This window comes from Streptomyces sp. NPDC048606 (assembly GCF_040650855.1).
In the GTDB taxonomy this organism is placed as follows: domain Bacteria; phylum Actinomycetota; class Actinomycetes; order Streptomycetales; family Streptomycetaceae; genus Streptomyces.
This window is the reverse complement of sequence record NZ_JBEZIB010000040.1, coordinates 53,494-73,829: the sequence shown is the minus strand read 5'-3', so window position 1 is coordinate 73,829 and position 20,336 is coordinate 53,494. Positions and strand designations below refer to the sequence as shown.

The following is a 20,336-nucleotide window of genomic DNA, read 5'->3' as shown; positions in this document are numbered from 1 at the left end:
GTCGCCACGAAGACGATCGCGGCCAGTACTTCACGGTCACCGTGCCGACGCCGCCCACCGCCCTGGGGCCGCGACGGTGCCTCCGGCACCACCCGCTGGAACAGCTCCCACAGCTCGTCCGGCACCAGCCGCTCAACGATCCCCACCATGACCGCCAGCCTACCCGCAAAGCCCAAATGAGATGACGTCTAAGGCCGCGTCAGGATTTCGTCAGGCGGGGATATAGGCCTATTGGCTGTGTTTCCGCTGCGTACGCTGGCTCAGCCGTCGACGCCGATGGCCGAAAACCGTGCCGTACGACAGGAGCGCCCGATGGCCACCCCTGCCCGCGCCCCGCGCCTGCGCGCGTGCTGCTGGAAGGCCTGACCGACCGCCGCCACAAACAGCAGCAGCACCCCGAGACGGCGCACGAGGGCAAGCCCTGGTACCGCGTCATGTGCCTGACCGGCCTCGACTACTTCTCGACGCTCGGCTACCAGCCGGGCATCGCGGCGCTCGCGGCCGGACTGCTGTCGCCCCTGGCGACGATCGTGCTCGTGCTCCTCACCCTCTTCGGCGCCCTGCCCGTCTACCGCCGGGTCGCCAAGGAGAGCCCGCACGGCGAGGGCTCGATCGCCATGCTGGAACGGCTGCTCTCCTTCTGGAAGGGCAAACTGTTCGTCCTGACGCTGCTCGGGTTCGCGGCGACCGACTTCCTGATCACGATCACCCTCTCGGCCGCCGACGCCACCGCCCACATGGTCGAGAACCCGCACCTGACCTCCACCCTGCACGGGCACGAGGTGCTGATCACCCTGATCCTCATCGCCCTGCTGGGAGGCGTCTTCCTCAAGGGCTTCAGCGAGGCCATCGGACTCGCGGTCGCCCTCGTGATCTCCTACCTGCTGCTCAACGCGGTCGTGGTGGCGGTCGGTCTCTGGGAGGTCGCCACCCACCCGCAGGTGATCACCAACTGGTCCAACGCGCTGACCACCGACTACGGCAACCCGGTCATGATGATCGCCATCGCCCTGGTCGTGTTCCCCAAGCTGGCCCTGGGCCTGTCCGGATTCGAGACCGGAGTCGCGGTCATGCCGCACGTTCAGGGCGCACCCGGTGACGACCCGGACAAGCCGGTCGGACGGATCAAGGGCACGCGCAAGCTCCTGACCACGGCCGCGGTCATCATGAGCGTCTTCCTCATCTGCTCCAGCTTCATCACGACCCTGCTGATCCCGGCGGAGGAGTTCAAATCCGGCGGAGAGGCCAACGGCCGTGCGCTCGCCTACCTCGCGCACGAACACCTCGGCTCGGCCTTCGGCACCGTCTACGACATCGCCACGATCCTCATCCTCTGGTTCGCGGGCTCCTCCGCCATGGCGGGCCTGCTCAACCTGATGCCCCGCTACCTGCCCCGCTACGGCATGGCCCCGCACTGGGCCCGCGCCCTGCGCCCGATGGTGATCGTCTTCACCCTCGTCGCCTTCCTCGTGACGTGGATCTTCAACGCGGACGTCGACGCCCAAGGCGGCGCCTACGCGACCGGCGTCCTCGTCCTCATCACCTCGGCGGCCGTCGCCGTGACCATCGCCGCCCGCCGCGCCCGGGAACGCGGCTGGACCATCGCCTTCGCGATCATCTCCGCGGTCTTCATCTACACCACCGCCGTGAACGTCGTCGAGCGCCCGGACGGCGTCAAGATCGGCGCCTGCTTCATCGCCGGCATCATGGCGCTCTCCCTCCTGTCCCGCCTCGCGCGCGTCTTCGAGCTGCGCGTCACCCACGTCGAGCTCGACGACATGGCCCAGCGCTTCGTCCGCGACACCGCCACCCGCACCATCCGCTTCATCGCCAACGAACCCGATCAGCGGGACAAGGCCGAGTACCGGGACAAGATCGACCAGATCCGCACCGACAACGACACCCCGACCAGCGACGACTTCCTCTTCGTCGAGGTCACCGTCCTCGACCCCTCCGAGTTCGAGGCCGGACTGCGCGTCCGCGGCGAGGTCATGCACGACCGCTACCGCGTCCTGACCCTGGAATCCTCCTCCGTCCCCAACGCGCTCGCCGCCCTGCTGTTGCACGTCCGTGACGAGACCGGGCAGCGCCCGCACATCTACTTCGAGTGGACCGAGGGCAACCCGCTCACCAACTTCCTGCGGTTCTTCCTCTTCGGTCAGGGAGAGGTCGCCCCCGTCACCCGCGAAGTGCTGCGAGGGGCGGAACCCGACCGGTCCCGCCGCCCGCACGTCCACGCCGGTTGACGCCGCCGTATGGAAAACGCAAGGAATCCCGCCGGCCCCTCGCCAACGCGGGGCACCGGCGGGATCCTGCTCCCATGACCACAACCTGGGGCCCCGACCGACCCGTACGCCGGAACATGCTCGCCCTGGGCGCCACCGGCCTGGTCCTCATCGCCGCGGGCGCGTTCCTGGGCCTGTTCTGGCTGCTCGGGCTGGGAGTCTGGGCCGTCGTCGCGTCCCTGCTCATCGAGCTCGTCTACCGTCCCTGAATCGGCCGACCAACGCCGGCGATGCCCGGTTCACCAGCCCATGGTCCCCGGGGCGCCCTTGAACGGCCCGACGATCTCGTCGGTGATCCAGCCGCCGTAGAAGTCACCCGGCTGCGCCCGGACGCGCTCGCCGTCGACGGTGCAGACGTCCACCTTCCGCGGATGGAAGGCCAGGTGACGGGCGATGCCCCGGTACCGGGGCGCGGGCGCCTCGTAGCTCCAGGCCGCATCGGGGATCCGGCTGCCGCCGACGGTCAGCATCCAGTAGGTGGCCACGCCCTTCCACTCGCAGCCGGTGGTCCTCTCCTCCCGGGACAGGAGATCGGTGCGGACGTCGTCGCGCGGCACGTAGAAGACCGGAGGGTGGCTCGTCTCCAGCACGCGCAGGCAGGCCCGGGAGTCGGCGAGGGTCACTCCGTGGTGTCTGATCACCACGTGCCGGGGATCCGGCTGGACCCGGGGCGGTCGCGGGTAGTCCCACACCGACTCCTTCGGGAGAGGATCGTTCCTTCGGGGCAGTCCGGTCATCGCGTGCACCTCCACTCCTGCCTTCCCCCCGCTCCCGGCGGCCGGATGCGGCGATCACCGCATCCGGCCGGACGACTGTCCGGATGGCAAGATCCCCCGTTGCCCGTGCTCCGAGCCGAAGTAGCCTGCCGCCGGGGAGTACGGGGCGTGGACCTCGGGGCCCCGCTCTGTTCCGTTCCCGGTTCCGCAGGAGAGTGCGCATGTTCAAGGTCAACGAGTACTTCGACGGCAAGGTCACGTCGATCGCGTTCGAGGGCGGCGAGGGCCAGGCGACGGTCGGTGTCGTGGCCGCGGGCGAGTACGAGTTCTCGACGGCCAAGCGCGAGATCATGCACGTGGTCTCGGGCGAGCTCAGCGCCGTCCTCCCCGGTTCCGAGACCTGGGAGACGTTCAAGGCGGGCACGCGGTTCACCGTTCCGTCCGACAGCCGCTTCCGGCTGAGGGCGACGGAGGACTCCGCCTACCTCTGCGAGTACCGCGACTGACGCGCACGCCCGGCGGGGGAGGCCCCCGCCGGGCGGCGCGCATGGGCGTTCGCCCGGTCGGTCCCGCCCGATGTCGTTCCTCCCTACAAGATCATTTCGATGCCCGGGGGACTTACTCTGCCGGGAGTGGAGTGAGGGACGGGGCCGCGCACCGAGCCCGTCCCGGAGTCGGCAACGGGGGGTACGACATGGGCACGGTGGTGTCGGCGGATGGCACGTCCATCGCCTACGAGCGGCACGGGGACTCGGGGCCCGCGGTGGTCCTCGTCGGAGGCACGCTCATGACCCAGGGGCGACACGCCCCCCTGGCGGAGCTGCTGGCACGCGACTTCCGCGTCCACAACTACGACCGCCGGGGCCGCGGCGGCAGCGGCGACCACCCCGTGTACGACGTGGAGCGCGAGATCGACGACCTGAACGCCGTCATCGCGTCGACCGGCGGGCCGGTGCTGCTCTTCGGCATGTCCTCCGGAGCCGTACTCGCCCTGGAGGCCGTGGCCCGGGGCAGCGCCGTGTCCGCCCTGGCCCTGTACGAGCCACCGCTGATCCTCGACGCGTCCCGCCCGCCACTGCCGCCGGACTACGTCGAACGCCTGACGGACCTCCTCGCGCGCGACGACGTGGACGGAGCCCTCACCCACTTCCTGACCGTGGGACTGGCCCTGCCCCCGCAGGCCGTCGACACCTTGCGCGACGGTCCCGCATGGCCGGCCTGGCGCACCGTGGCGCGCACCCTGCCCTACGACGGCCTCCTGATGCGCGACCTCATGTCGGGCCGCCCGCTTCCCCCCGACCGCTGGCGCGGCATCGACATCCCCGTCCTCGTCGGCCACGGCGGCGCGAGCGAGGCGTACATGGTCAACGCCGCCGAACAACTCGCCGCACGATCGGAGCACTTCACCCTCCACACCTTCCCCGGACAGGACCACGCGGTCGACCCCCACGCCCTCGCCCCCGTCCTCGCGGAATTCTTCGCCTGACCAGCAGGGCGGGTCGGCGACGGACCGGACCGGCGGGTCAGCCGTCCTGGCGGAAACGGTGGACGGCGGGGTCGTAGACCGGGGCCGGGAAGCGGTCACCGGTGAGCGCGTCGGGTACCGGGGTGCCGGGAGCGGTGGTCAGCGGGATCCGCCCCCTCAGACGTCCAGGACCAGGTCCGAGGTGGGGACGGACTGACAGGTCAGGACCTCCCTGTCGGGCAGGTCCTCGGGCGGGGTCACCAGGTGCGCCGCCGTTCCCTTCAGCACGGAGCAGGCACAGCTCTCGCACTGCCCGACCCGGCAGCCGCTCGCCATGGCCACACCGGCCGCCTCGCCCACGGCCAGCAGCGGGCCGTCGCCCTCGCTCCACGTCGCGGTGCGTCCGCTGCGCGCGAAGGTGACCGTGTACGTCGCCCCGTCGGGGACGACGACCTCCCGGCGCGCCGCGCGGAACCTCTCGCGGAACACCTCGAACCGCGGCACCCCCCGGGCGAGGAGGGCGCCGGTCAGCGCCTGCGTCATCGGCTCGGGACCGCACAGGTGGAAGCGGGCCCGCCGCTCGAAGAGGCCGGGGTCGATGTCCGCGATCGAGATGAAGCCGGCGCGGTCGTAGTCCCGCCCCGGGACCTCGTCCGGGCGCGGCGCCGCGTAGTGGTCGACGACCCTCAGGACGGGGATCTCGGCGGCCAGTTCGCGCAGCCGCTCCCGGAACGGGTGGTCGGACCCGTTGGGGTTGCCGTAGTGCAACACCACCTCGGGCACGCTCCCGCCCGTCGCGGCCAGCGTCTCCAGGTAGCCGAGGAACGGGGTGACACCGATCCCGCCGGCCAGCAGCACCACCGGGTGCGCGGTGTCCACCGGGATCGCGAACATGCCGGCCGGAGCCGTCAGGTGGAGCCGGTCGCCGATGGCGAGCCGCTCGTGCACCCGGCCGGAGAAGGCGCCGCCGGGCACCCGCCGCACGGCCAGTTCGTACGCGGGCCGGCCGCCCGCGACCGCCGGCCCGGTCAGGGAGTAGCAGCGTGCGTCGACCGGGTCCTGGACCCGGCCGTCCGGCTCCTCGGCGCGCACCGTCACGTGCTGGCCGGGCCGGTGGTCGGGCAGGGCGCCACCGTCCTCCGGCTCCAGGCGCAGGCTCCGTACGCCCGGGGTCACCTCGGCCAGCTCGGTCACCGTGAAGGGGCGGGTGCCCGCCCAAAGCCCGTCCCCGGCCACCGGCGCGATGCGGCAGGTGGCCGAACGCAGGGGTACGGATCCGCTGAGCGGGTCCGTCACGCCGTGGTCGACGAGCCGGTTGAAGTTGCCGCCCGTGGCGGCGGTCGGGTCGGCTCCGGGCAGGGCGAGGTCGGGGGCCTCCTGCCACCATCCGTACTCGCCGACGACCACGGACGGGTGCAGGGAGTCGTCGAAGCGCGCCCGCAGCCGGATGGACCCGAGCCGCGTCGACACCTCGACCCACTGGCCCTCCGCGATCCCGTACGCGCTTGCCGTCCGCGGGTGCAGGTCCACGGACGGATCGGGGGAGCGGCGGCGCAGCGAGGTCACGGCCCGGTGCTGGCTGTGTACGAAGTAGCCGTGCTTGGCGCAGGTCAGCACCAGGGGGAAGGCGTCGTCGGGCCGCGCGGGTGCGCGGTGTTCGGGCACGGCCGGGTAGCCGTGCTCCAGCAGCCGCTCGGAGTACAGCTCCACACGCCGGGTCGGCGTGGCGAAGCCCGCCACCCCGTCCGCACGGCCGGTTACGGGCTCGGCGTACTTGCGGTGGACCCGCTCGCGGGGCACCCGGACCCCGCCGGGCCGCCGGCGCAACTCCTCCACGGTCAGCCCGAGGGGATCCAGCTGCCGGTTCCAGGCGGCCTCCACGTCCCCGTCGAAGAAGTCCCCGCCCATGCCCAGCCGACAGGCCAGGTCGAAGACGACCTCGGTGTCGCTGCGGGACTCGCCCTGCGGCGCGACGATCCGGGGCCGCAACTGCACGTGCTCCTGGGCGCGGTGGCCGACCTCGAAGCCGAAGCGCAGCGCCTCGTGCTCGTAGGCGCTGTTGACGGGCAGCACGATGTCGGCGCACGCACTCGTCGGATTGTGGAACAGGTCCAGGTGGACCTGGAACTCCAGGGAGCGCAGCGCCCGCGCGGTGCGGTCCGAGTCCGGTTGGGAGACCACGAGGTTCGAGCCGAACCCGACGAGCGCGCGCACCGGGTACGGACGCCCCGTCTCGATGGCGGCGCACAGGTCGCCGGAGTTGACGTAGCCGTACGCGGGCGGCCCCAGCGGGTGCTTGTCCAGGCCGAGGGCCTTGGCACGCTGCCCGGGGTCGAGATCCTCGAAGGAGGTCGCCGGGGCGTACGCCGGAGCGGGGACCACGTGGTTGCCGCCGACCGCGTCGTAGGAGCCGGTCAGCGCGTAGAGCGTGGCCAGGGCCCGCTCGGTCTGGGTGGCGTTCGCGCTCTGCCCCACCCCGGTCCAGCCGTAGTACGAGACGGACGGCGCCGCCGCGATCTCCGCCGCCAGGGCGCGCACCTCCCGCTCGGGGATCCACGTCTCGGCCGCGACCCGCTCCGGCGGCCAGGCCGCGCAGGCGGCGGCGTGGTGCTCGAAGGCCGGCGCGCAGTCGACGACGCGCCCGTCGCGCAGCCGGACCTTGCGGGTGCCGCGCAGCGCGAAGCGCCCGGGTCGCACGGCGGCGCGCGTGGTGTCGTACGCCTCGACCCGGCCGGTCTCCTCGTCGAAGACGGCGAACACCTCCTCGCCCGGGTTCCCCGCGTCCTCGGCCGGCAGTTCGGCCGCCCTCAGGAAGCGGCCCGTGTCGGAGCGCACCAGGAGCGGCCCGTTGGTCCAGGCGCGTACGAAGTCCTCGTCGTAGCCCCCCTCGGTGATCAGCAGGTGGGACAGGCCGAGGGCGAGCGCGGCGTCCGTGCCGGGCCGCACCCGCAGCCAGTGGTCGGCCCGCAGTGCGCTCGTGGAGCGCCGCGGATCGATGACGGCGAGCTTCGTGCCCGCTGCCTGCGCGGCCGACAGGGCGGAGGACTGGGCGAGCCAGGTCTTGCCCGGGTTGAAGCCCCACAGCAGGGCGAGGTGGGAGTTCGCGTAGTCGGGCGGGGGCAGCGGCGAACCGAAGGTGAAGGCGTGGGCGAAGTCCTTGTGCCAGTTGCAGATCTCCGCGCTGTAGACGGTGTTGGGGCTGCCGAAGCGGCGTACGAAGCGTTCGATCCACTCGGTGGCGTCCGACACCATGGTCCCCGAGGGCGTGGCCACCGCGAAGGCGACCGACTCCGGACCGGTCTCGGCCGAGATGGCCGCGAGCCTGGCGGCGATCTCCGTCATGGCCTCGTCCCAGGAGATCGCCACCCAGCCGGGATCCGGGTCGGATTTGGGGGTGGTGCGCCGCAACGGGGTGGTCAACCGGTCGGTGCCGTGCGCGATCTCCGGCGCGGATCGGCCCTTCGGGCACATGGCCGCGCCGGTCGGGTGATCCGGATCCGGACGGACGCCGGTCAGCCGGCCGTCCTCGACGATGAAGATCGCCCCGCAGCGGGACTTGCAGAGGGTGCAGTAACCCTTCTTCTCCTCGTACACGCCCGCCTCCCGTTCCGCGCTCCTCCTCTCATGGGACACCCCGAGGGGTCGGCTCCGCCGGCGCCGATGGTCATGTCCTGAGGTGTCGGGAGCCCACAGGTCGGTGGGACCTTGGCCCCGCGTTGGGTCACCGGTGGTCCCGCGTAAATGCGTTGACGGCAGGGAGAGGCGCCCTGTTACCCTTCGAGGGTCGTTCTGATTCGTTCTGGGCCTTCGTGCCCTGGAAAAGGGTGTTTGATGTCCCGGCCCGCGCCGAGTGCGCCTCGCCACACCGCGTAACCGTCCGCCGCCTTACGCTGCCCGTTTCTCCGGGTGGCTGCCGGACGTGTCCTCCGGTGTTCTGACCTGCCTGTCCGCCGTTGCTCGGCGTTGTCGGGCTGCCTTCTGACGAGGCCACTCGGCCTGCTCTTGCTGTCTTGATCGACTTCCCAGCAAGGAGCACCCGGGTGTCCAGCCACACCTCCACCGACATCAACACTCTCGGCCTCAGCACCTTCGCCTGCGCGTGGTGCGGGCTGACCGTGTCCGCGTACGCCGCCGACGGCGTGCCGCGCAACCACTGTCCGTCCTGCCTGCATTCCCGGCACGTCCTCGACCACGTCGAGGGCGGTGCGAGCGATTGCGAGGGCCGGATGTCCCCGATCGCCATCGCCGTGCTCCGCACCGGCGACTGGATGGTGATCCACCGCTGCGTGCGCTGCGACGAGCTCACCTCCAACCCGGTGTGCGTCGACGACAACCAGCTCATCCTGATGCGCATGGCGGTCCGCCCGCTGGCCCAACCTCCTTTCCCGCTCGAAGCGTTCGGAACCCTCTGACCGCCCGGCAGGAAAGGAGCACCGTCATGTCACGCAACAACAACAGCGGTCGCGGCCAGCGCCGGCGCCGTCCGCAGCGGCACAAGGACGTCCTGCACACCCAGGGCGGCCACCGGGCGAACGACTTCCGGTGCGCGTCCTGCCGGCTCGACGTCTCCCTGGACGCACCCGGCACCGCGCACCGCAACCACTGCCCCAACTGCCTGGCCAGCCTGCACGTCGACCGGAAGATCCCCGGCGACCGCGACGCGGACTGCCGGGGCCGGATGGAGGCGCTGGGGATGTCCGTCCGCACCGACGGCGAGTGGATGATCATCCACCAGTGCGCCTCCTGCGGCGAGCTCAGCGCCAACCGGATCGCCGGCGACGACAACCCGTACGCCCTGGTCCGCCTCGCCCTCAGACCCCTCGCCGACCCCCAGCCGGCCGGCCGCGCCCTGCTCACCCTGTGACCCGGCCGCGGCGGCCGTGGGCGCGGCCCGCCCGCAGCCGGGCCCCGCCCGCGGCACCCCTACCCACGAACATCACCACTACCGAAAAGGAACACCCCAGCAGTGAAGATCAGGACCGAGACCCCGAACGACACCGACCGCGTGCGCGAGGTGATCACCGCAGCCTTCGGCTCCCCGGAGGACGCCGACCTCGTCGACGCCCTGCGCGCCGACGCGTGCTGGATCCCCGAACTCTCCCTCGTCGCCGAGGACGAGAACGGCACCGTCATCGCGCACATCCTGTTCACCCGCGCGGGCATCGGCGGCACTCCGGGGCTCACTCTCGCCCCGGTCTCCGTCGACCCCGCCCACCAGGGCACCGGCATCGGTTCCACCCTCATCCGGGCCGGCCTCGACGCCGCCCGCGCCCTGGGTGAACACACCGTCACCGTCCTCGGACACCCCACCTATTACCCGCGGTTCGGCTTCGAACGCGCCGACGCCCACGGGGTCACCTGCACCCTCAGCGCCGGCCCCGGCGAGGCCAAGATGGTCCTCTCCCTCGACGACCGCCCCGTCCCGGCCGGTGACATGACCTTCGGCAGGCCCATGGCCGATGCCATCGGTGCGTATCGACCGGAGTGACCGAAAGGGCCCGGCCCCCGGGGCACAGGTCCGGGGGCCGGGCCGTAACCCGATCGCGGGGGCGCGAGGGTGCCACGCGTCGCGGAGGTGCACAGGATCCACGTACGGGGTCCGGGTGCGTGGAACCGGCGGGCGCCGGTGGCGGCCCGACCCGGAGCACGTCCCGGGAAGCCAGATCGCCGATCGCCTCCGCGGCACGGGCGCGGACCGTCCTGATCCCACCGGACGCGGTCGGGTGCGTGGGTCAGGCGCGACTGGCGGTGAAGCTGAGGGACTTGAGGATTCCCGGGGACCTCTCGACGCCGGTGGTGGTGACGGTGCCGGTGATGGTCGTGACGCGGCTGGAGGGCAGGAGCCCGGCGGAGCAGGCGACGTCCGTGACGCGACCCTGGCCGCCGGTGTAGGTCGGGAAGGTCAGTTGCCCGTGGTTGAGGGGGTTGACGCGGAGGGTGAAGTTGCCGGTGACGGAGGTGGTCTCGCTGTCGGAGACCTTGATCTCCACCTTGAGGAGGCTGGAGTTGGGGGCGACGGGGGAGAGGGTGATCTCGCGGTCCTCGAACCCGGCGTCCGGAATGACGATCTTTCCCACGAAGGGGGTGTCCTTGGTGGTGGTGCCGGTGTAGTCGGAGACGCTCGTGCCGCACGGAGCGGGCGCCACCGCCTGCGCGGCGGGCGCGGCCACCAGACCGGCCGCGGCGGTGGCCAGGGCGAGGGCGAGGGCGGAGACGGTCCTCGGGGCACAGCGGTACATGGCACTCCTATGCTCAGGCAGATCACCTTGTGTGACGAGTGATGATCAGAAGAGCATTCTTGGCGGGTCGGGTGCGCGGTCCCGCACCGTGGTCGCCGCCGGACCACACCATCGGCCCAGACAGCGCGCCGCGTTCGGCCGTGCCGTTCGGCCGGACTCGGGCCGCGTCCCGCGCCCTCGCGCGGGGCGGTCCCAGGCCCGAGCGACCTCGGCGCCGCCGTCGGCATCGCGGGGCCGGCCTTCGGCGACGGCGCGTGGTCGACGGGGGCGGCCCGGGTCAGCCGCCGAAGACGACCGCGCGGATGAGCGTGTTCTGATTGCCGGCGCCGTTGACCGGCCGCAGGTTGACCCACTCGCCCGAGCAGTCGGCTTCGAAGAACACGGTCGCCGTCTTGTCGGTCCGGTTGACCGGCGTGTGGGCGGGGGCGGCCTCGATGTCGGGCGTCTCGGGGAGAGTGATGCAGTCTTCCTCGCGCGGGTCCACCAGTTTCCGGTGGTGCGCGACCCCGTCGTCGTCGATCCAGGTGTACGAGAACTCTCCGACCGCGGCGGAGGCCGACGAGGGAATGGCCAGCAAGAGCGTGAAGGCGCCGGCGGCGGCGAGTGCGGCACGACGAAGACTCATGGGGAACCCCTCGGGAGAAGGAACGCGAACGCTACGGGGCCACGATCCCGCAGGGCGCGGCACCGGCCGTCCGTCGACCCGCGTTGAATCGACTCATCTCACCCTGACGCGCCAAAACGGGTCGACGGGGCTTCCGGGCCGGTTTCCACCGCTCCGCGGGGTGCCCGTGGCGTGACGCCGCGGGCACCCCGCCCACGGTGACCGTCCCGGCCGCCCGCCGGCCCTACGCCGCCGGGTGCGGAAGGTCCTTCCGTTCCGAGTAGATCCTTGAGCCCAGCAGCTTCCAGCTGCCCAGCCGCATCGCAAGCGTGTCGCCCGGCCGCACCGTCCCCGTCACCTCGATGGGCAGCTTGTTGACGACCCCGGCGGAGTCGGAGCACTCCACTTCCTGGGACTCCTTCCACGACTCGCTGTTGGCGGCGTACTGGAGCCAGGTGGTGGTCCGCGACCCGGTGGTGCAACGCGCCTCCAGGGTCCCCTTCACCGTGTAGGTGCGGCCCCCCTCACCGGTCCACGTCACGTCGCCGTAGAACAGCAGCTGCGCCTCGGGCTTGGCGGAGTCGCCGCGCTTGATTGCGAAGGAGACGGGCTCGCCGCTCTGTTCGGCGGCGGCGCCCGTCGGCATGGCGAGGACGGCGACGGCTGCCGCGGCCGCGACAGTCGACCTTCCGGTGAACTTCATACGGGTGACATCCTTCTGGATCCGTGGAGGGGAACATGGCCGCGTGAAGGCTCACGCATGATCGACAACGTCCTTGGCCCGGCGAGGTAACCGGAGCGCGCAGCACATCCGCACCGAGCCACACGGGAGTGTGAATCGACGGCGCGGCTGCTCGACCCGGTATGCGGATCGGGTCGGCCGCGAATTCGCCTTCGGTGGTCTCGACCTCACCCAGAGCGTCGACGGGAGCCACGGCCACACGGAGCGGAGGAGTCCGGGCGGGCCGAGGCGTTCCAGGGAGGGCGAACCGCCGGGGGCGCCGTGCGCCGCAGGCCGCCCCGCCGGTCCCGGTCTCCCGGTCCCGGCAACGTGAGTGGGGCCGTGCCGTCGAGGAAGCGGGCCGCCCGCCGATGTTCCGGGGCGGGCGATCCGGCGCCGCGGTCCACTCTCCGTGGCGCCGGACCACACCGTCCGGACTTTCGACGGCGCCGCTGACCAGGACGGGGCAGGGCGCCGTCGGAAGGCTAGGAGCGGGCGAGGAGCAGGGTCCACAGCGCCCCGCCGTCCGCTTCGGTGGCGTAGCCGATGCCGACGTCCTCGTGGTCGCAGTCCACGATCGCCTCGCGGTGGCCCCCACCGCTCATCCATGCCTCCGTGGCGCCTTCAGGGGCGTCGTAGCTGCTGATGTTCTCGTTGTGTCCGTCGGCGTCGTAGCCGGAGGCGGCGATGCGGTCGCCGGAGTCGAGGCCATCGGGGTTGGTGTGGGAGAAGTAGCCACGGGTGACCATGTCCTCGGAGTGCTTCTGCGCTGCCGTGGTCAGTCGTCGGTCCGGCCGGAGCGGCGTGCAGCCGGCCCGGACGCGTTCCTGGTTGACCAGATCGAACATCCGCTGGGCGGAAGGTCCGAACAGGGGCGTGGGTCGCGCGGCGGTCCGGGACGGGGAGGCGGCCACGGAAGCGGAACGCCGGGTCGCGCCGCTGGTCGTCGACGGCTCCGGGTGCGTCGTGCCCGAGGCGGGCTCCCCGATCTGCTCCGGCGCCACCGGGAGCGTCGACCGCACGGGTGCGAGCCGCACACCGCTGCCCGGCTCCGGGGCGGGGCCCGGGCCCCATGCGTGCAGGCCGGCCGCACCCGCCCCGATGAGCAGGAGGACGGCCGCCGCGGCGAGGGGCGCCCGCGGGCGTGGTGTCGCGCCGTCCTCGCGAGCCGCGTCGGCCGCGCGTACGACCGTCGCCTGGTCTCCCGCGGCCGGGGCAGCCGTGGAGGGTTCCGTCGCGGGGCTCGGCGCGTCGTCCGTGCGCGTGTGCGCGGCGGCCAGGACCAGGTCCCGTAGATCGTGTTCCACGAGCCGCAGAAGCCCTGTCGCGACGGGTACCAGGGCCAGACCCATCAGGAGCCCTTCGGCGGGCACGAGTCCGCGCCTGCGCGCGTCGCAGTTCGCACACGTGCCGATGTGGCGGGCGAGCCGCTTGCGCCACAGCGCCGAGGGAACGCCGTCCCAGCGGCCGGTGAGTTCGTCGAGCACGGCGCAGCGCGGCCGGTGTGCCAGGGCGCGTACCACGGCTCGGGCCGTTTCGAGACGTTCCTTCATCCGCTGCACGCGGACGGCGGTGTGCTGCGCGGAGAGCCCCATGGAGTCCGCGACCTCCGCTCGGCTGAGTCGGCCGGCGGCTTCCAGCCACCACAGCGAGAGCAGGGTGCGGTCGTCCTCGTCCATCCAACGGGTCGCTTCGGCCACCTCGGCCCGCTGCCCCGTCAGGTTCAGACGGAGGATCGTCAGGTCGGCGAAGTCGGAACCGGGGTCGGTCGGCTCGGTGTCCTCGTCCATCGGTTCGCGCCCGGTCGAGGCGGCCTGCACCGCGCGCCAGTGGTCGCGTATGCGGTTGGTGGCGATGACGACGAGCCAGGCCCGGAAGCGTTCCGGTTCGCGGAGCTGGGCGAGGTGGGTCAGGGCACGGATGAAGGTGTCCTGGACGATGTCGTCGACGTCGGCGTGGCTGCCGCCCAGTGCACGCCCGACGATGTTGTAGACCAGGGGCAGGTGCTGGGCGACCAGACGGTCCTGGGCCCGTGGGACGCCGCGCTGGGCGTCGAGGACCAGGGTGGTGGTGCTGTCGTCGGGCATGGTGGCTTTCGTCTTCGGCGCCGGCGCGGTGCGGCGTGTCGGGGGTGCCGCCCCGGGTCCTGGAGTGCGGGACCCGGGGCGGCGGATGTACATGATGCCGGGGGAACCGGAATGTTCAGTACCGGATGGTGTGCTTCTCGATGATGCTCCGCGCCTGCCCCGTGACGGGCAGTCCGGCCGCCGGTCGGGCCACCAGCCAGTAGTCCCGGAAGGTTCCGGGGCGGCTGGTGGCGATGGCGTCGATGGTGCGGTCCCAGTTGCCGCCGTCGGGGCCGCCCTTGGCCCACAGGTCGAGCAGGGCGCCGACGACGCGTCCTTCCACCTGGTCCCCTGTCTGCCAGCCCTTCGGCTTGTCGAAGTCCACGAACGAGCTGTCGCCGTGGACGTAGCGACGGTCTCCCATCACGTAGGCGGAGACGGCGTCGGGGAACCCTTCCCACAGTGCGCAGGTGTCGGACGACCGCTTGTCCATCGGGTGCGGGTTGCAGTTCGTGACCCGGGGGTAGCGCCCGTCGTAGAGGCGGCCCATCAGGAAGTGACCCGCTTCGTGCAGGATCAGGTGCTGGGAACGCGCGTCGAGTCCGCCGAGGTAGACGTAGCCGTTGCCGCCGTCCCACCGGGAGACGAACCTGCCTCCGTCGTTCTTCCACACGTACGTCAACTGGACGCACTTGCCCGCGCTCTCGTTGCGGGTCCAGCACGGGGTCCGGGTGTTCCCGCGCTTCCACCACAGCTTGTTGGTGGTGTCGACGGCCTTCCAGGCCAGAGCCATGTCGGCCGGCACCTTCACCGTGCCCAGACTCTGGCCGGCCGCAGCACCGGGGCGGGGTGCGGAGAAGAAGGCGTACTCCTGCAGCGTCCTCGCGTCGCTGACCACCCGCCACATCTTCGTGCTCGACGACAGGAACTTCACCCGCAGCTGCGCCATCGGCTTGCCCGTGGTGTTGCAGGCGCTGAACGTGCCGTCACGATGCGAGGTGAGGCCCGCGGCGAGCCGGGTCTCCGGCCCGGAGGCGGTGGCCTTGCCCCACAGCTCCCAATTGGCGTTGCGGGCGGCAGACGTGACCGTCGGCTTCCCCTTGGTCTCGGAGTCGACCGCGTCGAAGGTCAGCGTTCCGCTCACGCACCCGGCCTTCCCGGCTCCCGCAGCGGCTGTTCCGGTGGCCCCCGCGGGGGCCATGGCCAGGCCCGCCGCCAGTACGCCACCGGCGAGGGCGGACACCCCGGCTGTGATCTTCACGGACCTGCTTCTGACACGGCGGTGCAGCGCCATGGAGGAACTCCCTACGTCACGTCCGCCACGGCACACGTGCCGCGGGCGGGTTGCGGTGAGGGCGCCGGACCGACGCCCTCACCGCTGAAGACGGGGCGAGACGCTCGGGCATAACGAAAACTCGCGACGAGCCGCCGAATTCCTTTCGACCCCGCGGTTCGGGCGCGCACCGGGTCCACCCGAAGCAGGGACCGGCCGCCCGGCCCGTGACAGCCCTGAACCGAGCCGCCGGCCCCGGAGGAGGTCGACGGGGACGACGACGGTCAGGGCTGACCCGGCGGGTCCCGTCAGCGCTTCGCCGCGATTTCACGCCGCTGGTAGATGTCGGGGATGCCGTCGGCGTCGGCGTCGACCGTCTCCTCCTCGTAGAGCCGCTTGTACACCTTGTTGCGACGTCGCAGGAGGACGGCGGCGAGGACGGCGGCGAGGACGGAGCCGATGAGGACGGAGGCCTTGATCTGCTCGGTGATCGCCTGGCCGGGGAAGGCGAGTTCTCCGACGAGCAGGGCGACGGTGAAGCCGATGCCCGCGAGGACCGCGAGGCCGAAGACATCGGCCCAGGCGAGGTCGGGATTGAGACGGGCACGTGTGTAGCGGGCGGCCAGGTAGGTGCCCCCGAAGACACCGAGGATCTTGCCGGCGACCAGGCCGACCACGACGCCCAGCGGCTCGGGCCGTGTGAACACGTCGGCCATCGCGGAGCCGGAGACGGTGACCCCGGCGGCGAACAGCGCGAAGAGGGGGACCGCCACACCTGCCGAGAGCGGGTGGACCAGGTGGGAGACGCGCGCGCCGGGGGAGGTTTCCTCGCCCTTGTCGAGGGTGGTGCGCAGGATGAGGCCCATGGCGACGCCGGCGACGGTGGCGTGCACGCCGCTGTTGTACATCAGCGCCCAGGTCGCGATGCCGAGGGGGACGTACCACCACCAACCGCGTACGCGGAAGCGCTGGAGGGCGTAGAAGGCGGCGAGGCCGGCGAAGGCGCCGCCGAGGGCCCAGAAGTTCAGGTCGCCGGTGAAGAAGATCGCGATGATGAGGATGGCGCCGAGGTCGTCGACGACGGCGAGGGTGAGGAGGAAGGCGCGCAGCGCCGACGGCAGGTGGGTGGAGATGACGGCCAGCACCGCGAGGGCGAAGGCGATGTCGGTGGCCATGGGAACGGCCCAGCCGTCGAGGCTGCCGCCCCCGAGGCCGGCGGTGAGCGCGTACAGGGCGGCGGGAACGGCCATGCCGCACAGCGCGGCCACGACGGGCAGCGCGGCCGTGGCGGGAGTGCGGAGTTCGCCGACGACGAGTTCGCGTTTGAGTTCGATGCCCGCGACGAGGAAGAAGACGGCGAGGAGGCCGTCGGCGGTCCAGTGTCCGACGGAGAGGTCGAGTCCGAGGGCGGGTATCCCGAAGTGGAAGTCGCGTATCTGCCGGTACACGTCGCCGAGCGGGCTGTTGGCCCAGATCAGGGCGACGACCGCGGCGCCGAGCAGCACCAGGCCGCCGATGGTCTCGGTACGCAGCGCCGCGGCGATGGCGCGGCGTTCGGGCCAGGGGAGGAGGCCGAGGAAGGGGGAGCGCTGTGGGGGCGGGGCAGCGGTCATGACAGGGGTACCTCCGGGGCGTCGGCTGAAAGTGGGCACACGGCCCCCAGGACGCCGACCAGACTTCCCGGCACACCCCGCGCCCACTCCCTTGATGTGACGGGGAGGTTCTTGACGCGTTCTTTACACCCTATCGGGAGGGCGGGGATGTGGCCAGGGGGGCTTTGACGTGCGGGAACAAGGGGCAGCGGGCCCGTGGGCACCAAGGCGCGAGGTGCACACGGGCCCGCTGCGAGGAGCCGGGCCGCCGGGGGACGGTCAGACGGTGGTCTTCACCGGCTCCTGGTCTTCGTCCTCGTCCGTGTCCGTGTCGAGGCCGGCGTCGCGGCGGCGGACGAAGTCGAGGAAGTTGTTCAGCTCCCGCTTGACCACCGGGGCCAGCAGGTACAGGCCGATGATGTTGATGACGGCGAGCATGAAGAGCACCGCGTCGGCCATGTCGATCAGGGTCTGCAGGGTCAGCAGGGAGCCGGCGACCGCGAACAGGGTGTACATGATGTTGAACGTGAGCCGGCTTGCCTTGCTGCGGCCGAACAGGTGGGTCCAGGCCTTCATGCAGTAGTAGCCCCAGGTCAGCACCGTGGAGATGGCGAAGAGCATCACGGCGATGGTGAGGATGTAGGGGAACCAGGGCAGGACGGTGGCGAAGGCGTCGGAGGTGATGGTGACGCCGCCGATGGAGTCGCCGCCGTTGCGGAGCTCGACGTAGCTGGCCGGGTTGGCGATGACGATGGTCAGCGCGGTGATGGTGCAGATGACGACGGTGTCGATGAAGGGCTCCAGCAGGGCGACCAGGCCCTCGCTGGCGGGGTGCTTGGTCTTGACCGCGGAGTGCGCGATCGGGGCGGAGCCGAGGCCGGCCTCGTTGGAGAACGCGGCCCGCTTGAAGCCGATGATCAGCGCGCCGAGGACACCGCCGGCGACGCCCTGCGGGTTGAAGGCGCCTTCGATGATGCTGGAGACGGCGGTCGGGACGGCGGTGACGTTGACGGCGATGACGACCAGGCAGGCGGCGATGTAGATGCCGGCCATGGCGGGGACCAGCTTGCTGGTGACCGAGGCGATGGAGCGGATGCCGCCGAGGAGGACGATGCCGACGAGGGCGGCGATCAGGATGCCGAAGAACAGCGCGCCGGCCGAGGAGCCCATCATGCCGTCCTCGCCGCCGGTGACGGAGACCAGCTGGGCGTAGGACTGGTTGACCTGGAAGAGGTTGCCGCCGAAGACGCCGAAGAAGAGGATGAACGCGGAGGCGAGGACGGCGAGGACCTTGCCGAGGGTCTTGCCGCGGGCGCCGAAGCGCTCGGTGAGGCCCTTGGGCAGGTAGTGCATGGGGCCGCCGGAGACGGTGCCGTCGGCGTGGACCTCGCGGTACTTCACGCCGAGGGTGACCTCGACGAACTTCGTGGCCATGCCCAGCAGGCCGCAGAGGATCATCCAGAACGTCGCTCCGGGGCCGCCGATGGAGACGGCGACGGCGACACCGGCGATGTTGCCGAGGCCCACGGTGCCGGAGACGGCGGCGGTCAGCGCCTGGAAGTGGTTGACCTCACCGGTCGAGCCCTTCTCGTCGTACTTGCCCTGCACCACCTTGACCGCGAGCCGGAACTTGCGTATCTGGACCAGTCCGAACCAGGCCGAGAAGACCAGGCCGGCGACGACCAGCCAGGCGACGATCAGCGGGAGCTCGGTGCCGTTGACGGGCACGGAGTAGAAGACGACGTCGCCGAGCCATTTGGCGATGGGCTCGAAGAATCCGCTGACGGCCTCGTCGACGGAGTTCGTGAAGGAGTCGAGTGACATGTGGCAATACCTCGATGGCGCAGACCGGTCCCGTGCGGAGGGCCGGTGTGTGAAGGCGGGCTGAGAGCGAACGCCGTTGTCCGATCGGCGACCCGTGGCGCCGCCGGTCCGCGGACACGGATCGGGGAAGGGCGCCTTGGTCGTGCAGGTGGAACATGTGCTGCAGGTGGTGCCGCGACCTGGTGCCGGCCGCCACTCCCGGTCCTCCGGCGAGGGGTGGGCCGGAGCGGAGTTGCGTATTCCTAGCACGCTCTTTACGTTTCCTTTAGTGATGCCCGTCACGTCAGCTGATCTTTTGCGGCATTTGCCCAGGTCTGGTGACCGGATCGTTATTCGGATCTGAGGTTCCCCTGAGCGAACGACCGAGCGCGCTCGGCATGGTCCGGGCCGCCGCCGGCCGCGCTTGTCGAAACACCGCGTGGGCGAGGACGCGTACACGGACCCGGCCGCCCGACATGGCCTGCGCCCCCCGAGCATGCACTCGTTAGGGTGGCCGCATGACCACGCTCGTTTACGAAGACTTCGGCACCGGACGCCACCGTGAGGCCTCCCTGATCCGGCACGCCCTGGGCAGCGTCCACGACGAGGAGCTCGTCGCGGGGCTGGCGGGGGGAATCGGCTTCATGTACTTCGTGTTCGAGTACGCGGGCCGGCTCCCGATGGTCACGATCGTGGCCCAGGCCCATCCCGAGCCGTGGGTACAGGTCGCACTCCGCCGCCTGCGGATTCCGTACGAGGCCACGCGCGCGATGAAGCCCCGTTGGGGCAGGGTTCGGGCGGCGCTCGACGAAGGGCGGCCCGCCTTCTGCGTCGTCGATCGTTCCTCGCTGCCCTGGCACATGGCCGACCCGGACGCCGAGATGACGGGCACCGACCCGTACACCGTCGTCATCGCCGGGTACGACGGCGAGGACCTCCTGATCGAGGACGGCGCACAGACCCCCCACCGGATCGACCGCGAGGAGTTCGGCGCCGCCTGGACCGCCCACCGCAAGGGCCGCCACCAGCTCATCGTGCCCACCGGGCCGGCCGAGGGCGAACCCGACGTCGCGGCGGCGCTCGCCGGCACCGTCACGCACCTCACCGGACCGGTTCTGGGGAACAAGTTCGACGTGAACTTCGGCTTCACCGGGATGGAGAAGCTCGCCGCGCAACTGCGCGACAGCACGACCAAGACGGGCTGGGAGCGCCGGTTCGGCGGCTCCGCCGACGCGCTCCGCACCGGCACCGGGCGACTGTACGCCTGCCTGGAGGAGGAGTGGACCGCACCGGGCGCCACGCGGCCGCTGTACGCCGACTTCCTCGACCTCGCCGGACACGCGGAGGCCGCCACGCTCTTCAGGGAGTCCGCGCGGCACTGGTCGGCTCTCGCGGCCCTCGCCAGGGATACCGACGCGCGGGCCTCCGTCGAGGAACGACGGGAGACCTTCGACGCGTGTGCCGAGCACGTGGACCGCTGCCTGGAACTGGAGCGGCAGGCCGTGGAGGCGATGCGGAGGTAGTCCACCTCGTCCTCCTTGAGGCCGCGCCGAAGCGGGCGAGGAGATCGCC

At 71.4% G+C, this 20,336-nt stretch carries 17 protein-coding genes and 1 pseudogene; 8 read left to right on the top strand and 10 right to left on the bottom strand.

Translation table 11 applies throughout. From position 1 onward, the window contains the following. A pseudogene (locus tag AB0D01_RS33220) lies at window positions 1-149 on the bottom strand (IS5/IS1182 family transposase); the annotation flags it as partial. 285 nt (window positions 150-434) lie between these two features. Between AB0D01_RS33220 and AB0D01_RS33215 the strand changes: the two are divergent. Further along, a complete protein-coding gene (locus AB0D01_RS33215) occupies window positions 435-2,246 on the top strand; it encodes an amino acid transporter (RefSeq protein WP_363061880.1) in 1,812 nt (603 codons plus the stop codon). A 74-nt stretch (window positions 2,247-2,320) separates the two neighbouring features. After that, window positions 2,321-2,494, top strand: coding sequence for a hypothetical protein (locus AB0D01_RS33210; RefSeq protein WP_363061874.1), 174 nt, complete (start codon window positions 2,321-2,323; stop codon window positions 2,492-2,494). Window positions 2,495-2,524: 30 nt separating this feature from the next. Here the strand turns inward: AB0D01_RS33210 and AB0D01_RS33205 are convergent, their stop codons facing one another. Continuing rightward, window positions 2,525-2,929, bottom strand: coding sequence for a DUF427 domain-containing protein (locus AB0D01_RS33205; protein WP_363061872.1), 405 nt, complete (start codon window positions 2,927-2,929; stop codon window positions 2,525-2,527). 293 nt (window positions 2,930-3,222) lie between these two features. On the opposite strand from AB0D01_RS33205, the gene AB0D01_RS33200 reads away from it, so the two are divergent. Next, the gene (locus tag AB0D01_RS33200) at window positions 3,223-3,507 is read left to right on the top strand and encodes a pyrimidine/purine nucleoside phosphorylase (RefSeq protein WP_363061870.1); all 285 of its coding nucleotides are present in this window, start codon (window positions 3,223-3,225) and stop codon (window positions 3,505-3,507) included. Between the two features lie 188 nt (window positions 3,508-3,695). Next, the gene (locus AB0D01_RS33195; protein ID WP_363061868.1) at window positions 3,696-4,487 is read left to right on the top strand and encodes an alpha/beta hydrolase; all 792 of its coding nucleotides are present in this window, start codon (window positions 3,696-3,698) and stop codon (window positions 4,485-4,487) included. A 156-nt stretch (window positions 4,488-4,643) separates the two neighbouring features. On the opposite strand, the gene AB0D01_RS33190 is transcribed toward AB0D01_RS33195, so the two are convergent. Then, window positions 4,644-8,060, bottom strand: coding sequence for a molybdopterin-dependent oxidoreductase (locus tag AB0D01_RS33190; RefSeq protein WP_363061866.1), 3,417 nt, complete (start codon window positions 8,058-8,060; stop codon window positions 4,644-4,646). A gap of 446 nt (window positions 8,061-8,506) precedes the next feature. Between AB0D01_RS33190 and AB0D01_RS33185 the strand changes: the two genes are divergently transcribed. The 3 genes from AB0D01_RS33185 to AB0D01_RS33175 all read left to right on the top strand — a co-directional run bounded on the left by AB0D01_RS33185 (window position 8,507) and on the right by AB0D01_RS33175 (window position 9,954). After that, window positions 8,507-8,878 (top strand): RNHCP domain-containing protein, encoded by a 372-nt coding sequence (locus tag AB0D01_RS33185; protein ID WP_363061864.1) that lies wholly within the window; start codon window positions 8,507-8,509, stop codon window positions 8,876-8,878. A 26-nt stretch (window positions 8,879-8,904) separates the two neighbouring features. After that, complete coding sequence (locus tag AB0D01_RS33180; protein ID WP_363061862.1) at window positions 8,905-9,330, top strand: RNHCP domain-containing protein; 426 nt, start codon at window positions 8,905-8,907, stop codon at window positions 9,328-9,330. A gap of 102 nt (window positions 9,331-9,432) precedes the next feature. Continuing rightward, window positions 9,433-9,954 carry an N-acetyltransferase gene (locus AB0D01_RS33175; RefSeq protein WP_363061860.1) on the top strand — a complete coding sequence of 174 codons (522 nt, stop codon included), beginning with the start codon at window positions 9,433-9,435 and terminating at the stop codon, window positions 9,952-9,954. Window positions 9,955-10,198: 244 nt separating this feature from the next. On the opposite strand, the gene AB0D01_RS33170 is transcribed toward AB0D01_RS33175, so the two are convergent. The 7 genes from AB0D01_RS33170 to AB0D01_RS33140 form a co-directional block, all read right to left on the bottom strand. Continuing rightward, entirely contained in the window at window positions 10,199-10,705 is a 507-nt protein-coding gene (locus AB0D01_RS33170; RefSeq protein WP_363061858.1) for a hypothetical protein, read from the bottom strand. 277 nt (window positions 10,706-10,982) lie between these two features. After that, a complete protein-coding gene (locus AB0D01_RS33165) occupies window positions 10,983-11,330 on the bottom strand; it encodes a hypothetical protein (RefSeq protein WP_363061856.1) in 348 nt (115 codons plus the stop codon). A 223-nt stretch (window positions 11,331-11,553) separates the two neighbouring features. Further along, a complete protein-coding gene (locus AB0D01_RS33160) occupies window positions 11,554-12,012 on the bottom strand; it encodes a hypothetical protein (RefSeq protein ID WP_363061854.1) in 459 nt (152 codons plus the stop codon). A 503-nt stretch (window positions 12,013-12,515) separates the two neighbouring features. Then, window positions 12,516-14,117, bottom strand: a complete 1,602-nt coding sequence (locus tag AB0D01_RS33155) for a sigma-70 family RNA polymerase sigma factor (protein ID WP_363061852.1) — start codon at window positions 14,115-14,117, stop codon at window positions 12,516-12,518. A gap of 115 nt (window positions 14,118-14,232) precedes the next feature. Next, complete coding sequence (locus tag AB0D01_RS33150; protein WP_363061850.1) at window positions 14,233-15,357, bottom strand: metalloprotease; 1,125 nt, start codon at window positions 15,355-15,357, stop codon at window positions 14,233-14,235. Window positions 15,358-15,677: 320 nt separating this feature from the next. Next, window positions 15,678-16,982 (bottom strand): Na+/H+ antiporter NhaA, encoded by a 1,305-nt coding sequence (nhaA, locus tag AB0D01_RS33145; RefSeq protein WP_363061848.1) that lies wholly within the window; start codon window positions 16,980-16,982, stop codon window positions 15,678-15,680. A gap of 258 nt (window positions 16,983-17,240) precedes the next feature. Further along, complete coding sequence (locus AB0D01_RS33140) at window positions 17,241-18,785, bottom strand: alanine/glycine:cation symporter family protein (protein WP_363061846.1); 1,545 nt, start codon at window positions 18,783-18,785, stop codon at window positions 17,241-17,243. A gap of 497 nt (window positions 18,786-19,282) precedes the next feature. Here AB0D01_RS33140 and AB0D01_RS33135 point away from each other — a divergent pair, with 497 nt between their 5' ends. After that, entirely contained in the window at window positions 19,283-20,287 is a 1,005-nt protein-coding gene (locus AB0D01_RS33135) for a BtrH N-terminal domain-containing protein (RefSeq protein WP_363061844.1), read from the top strand. Window positions 20,288-20,336 lie beyond the last annotated feature (49 nt).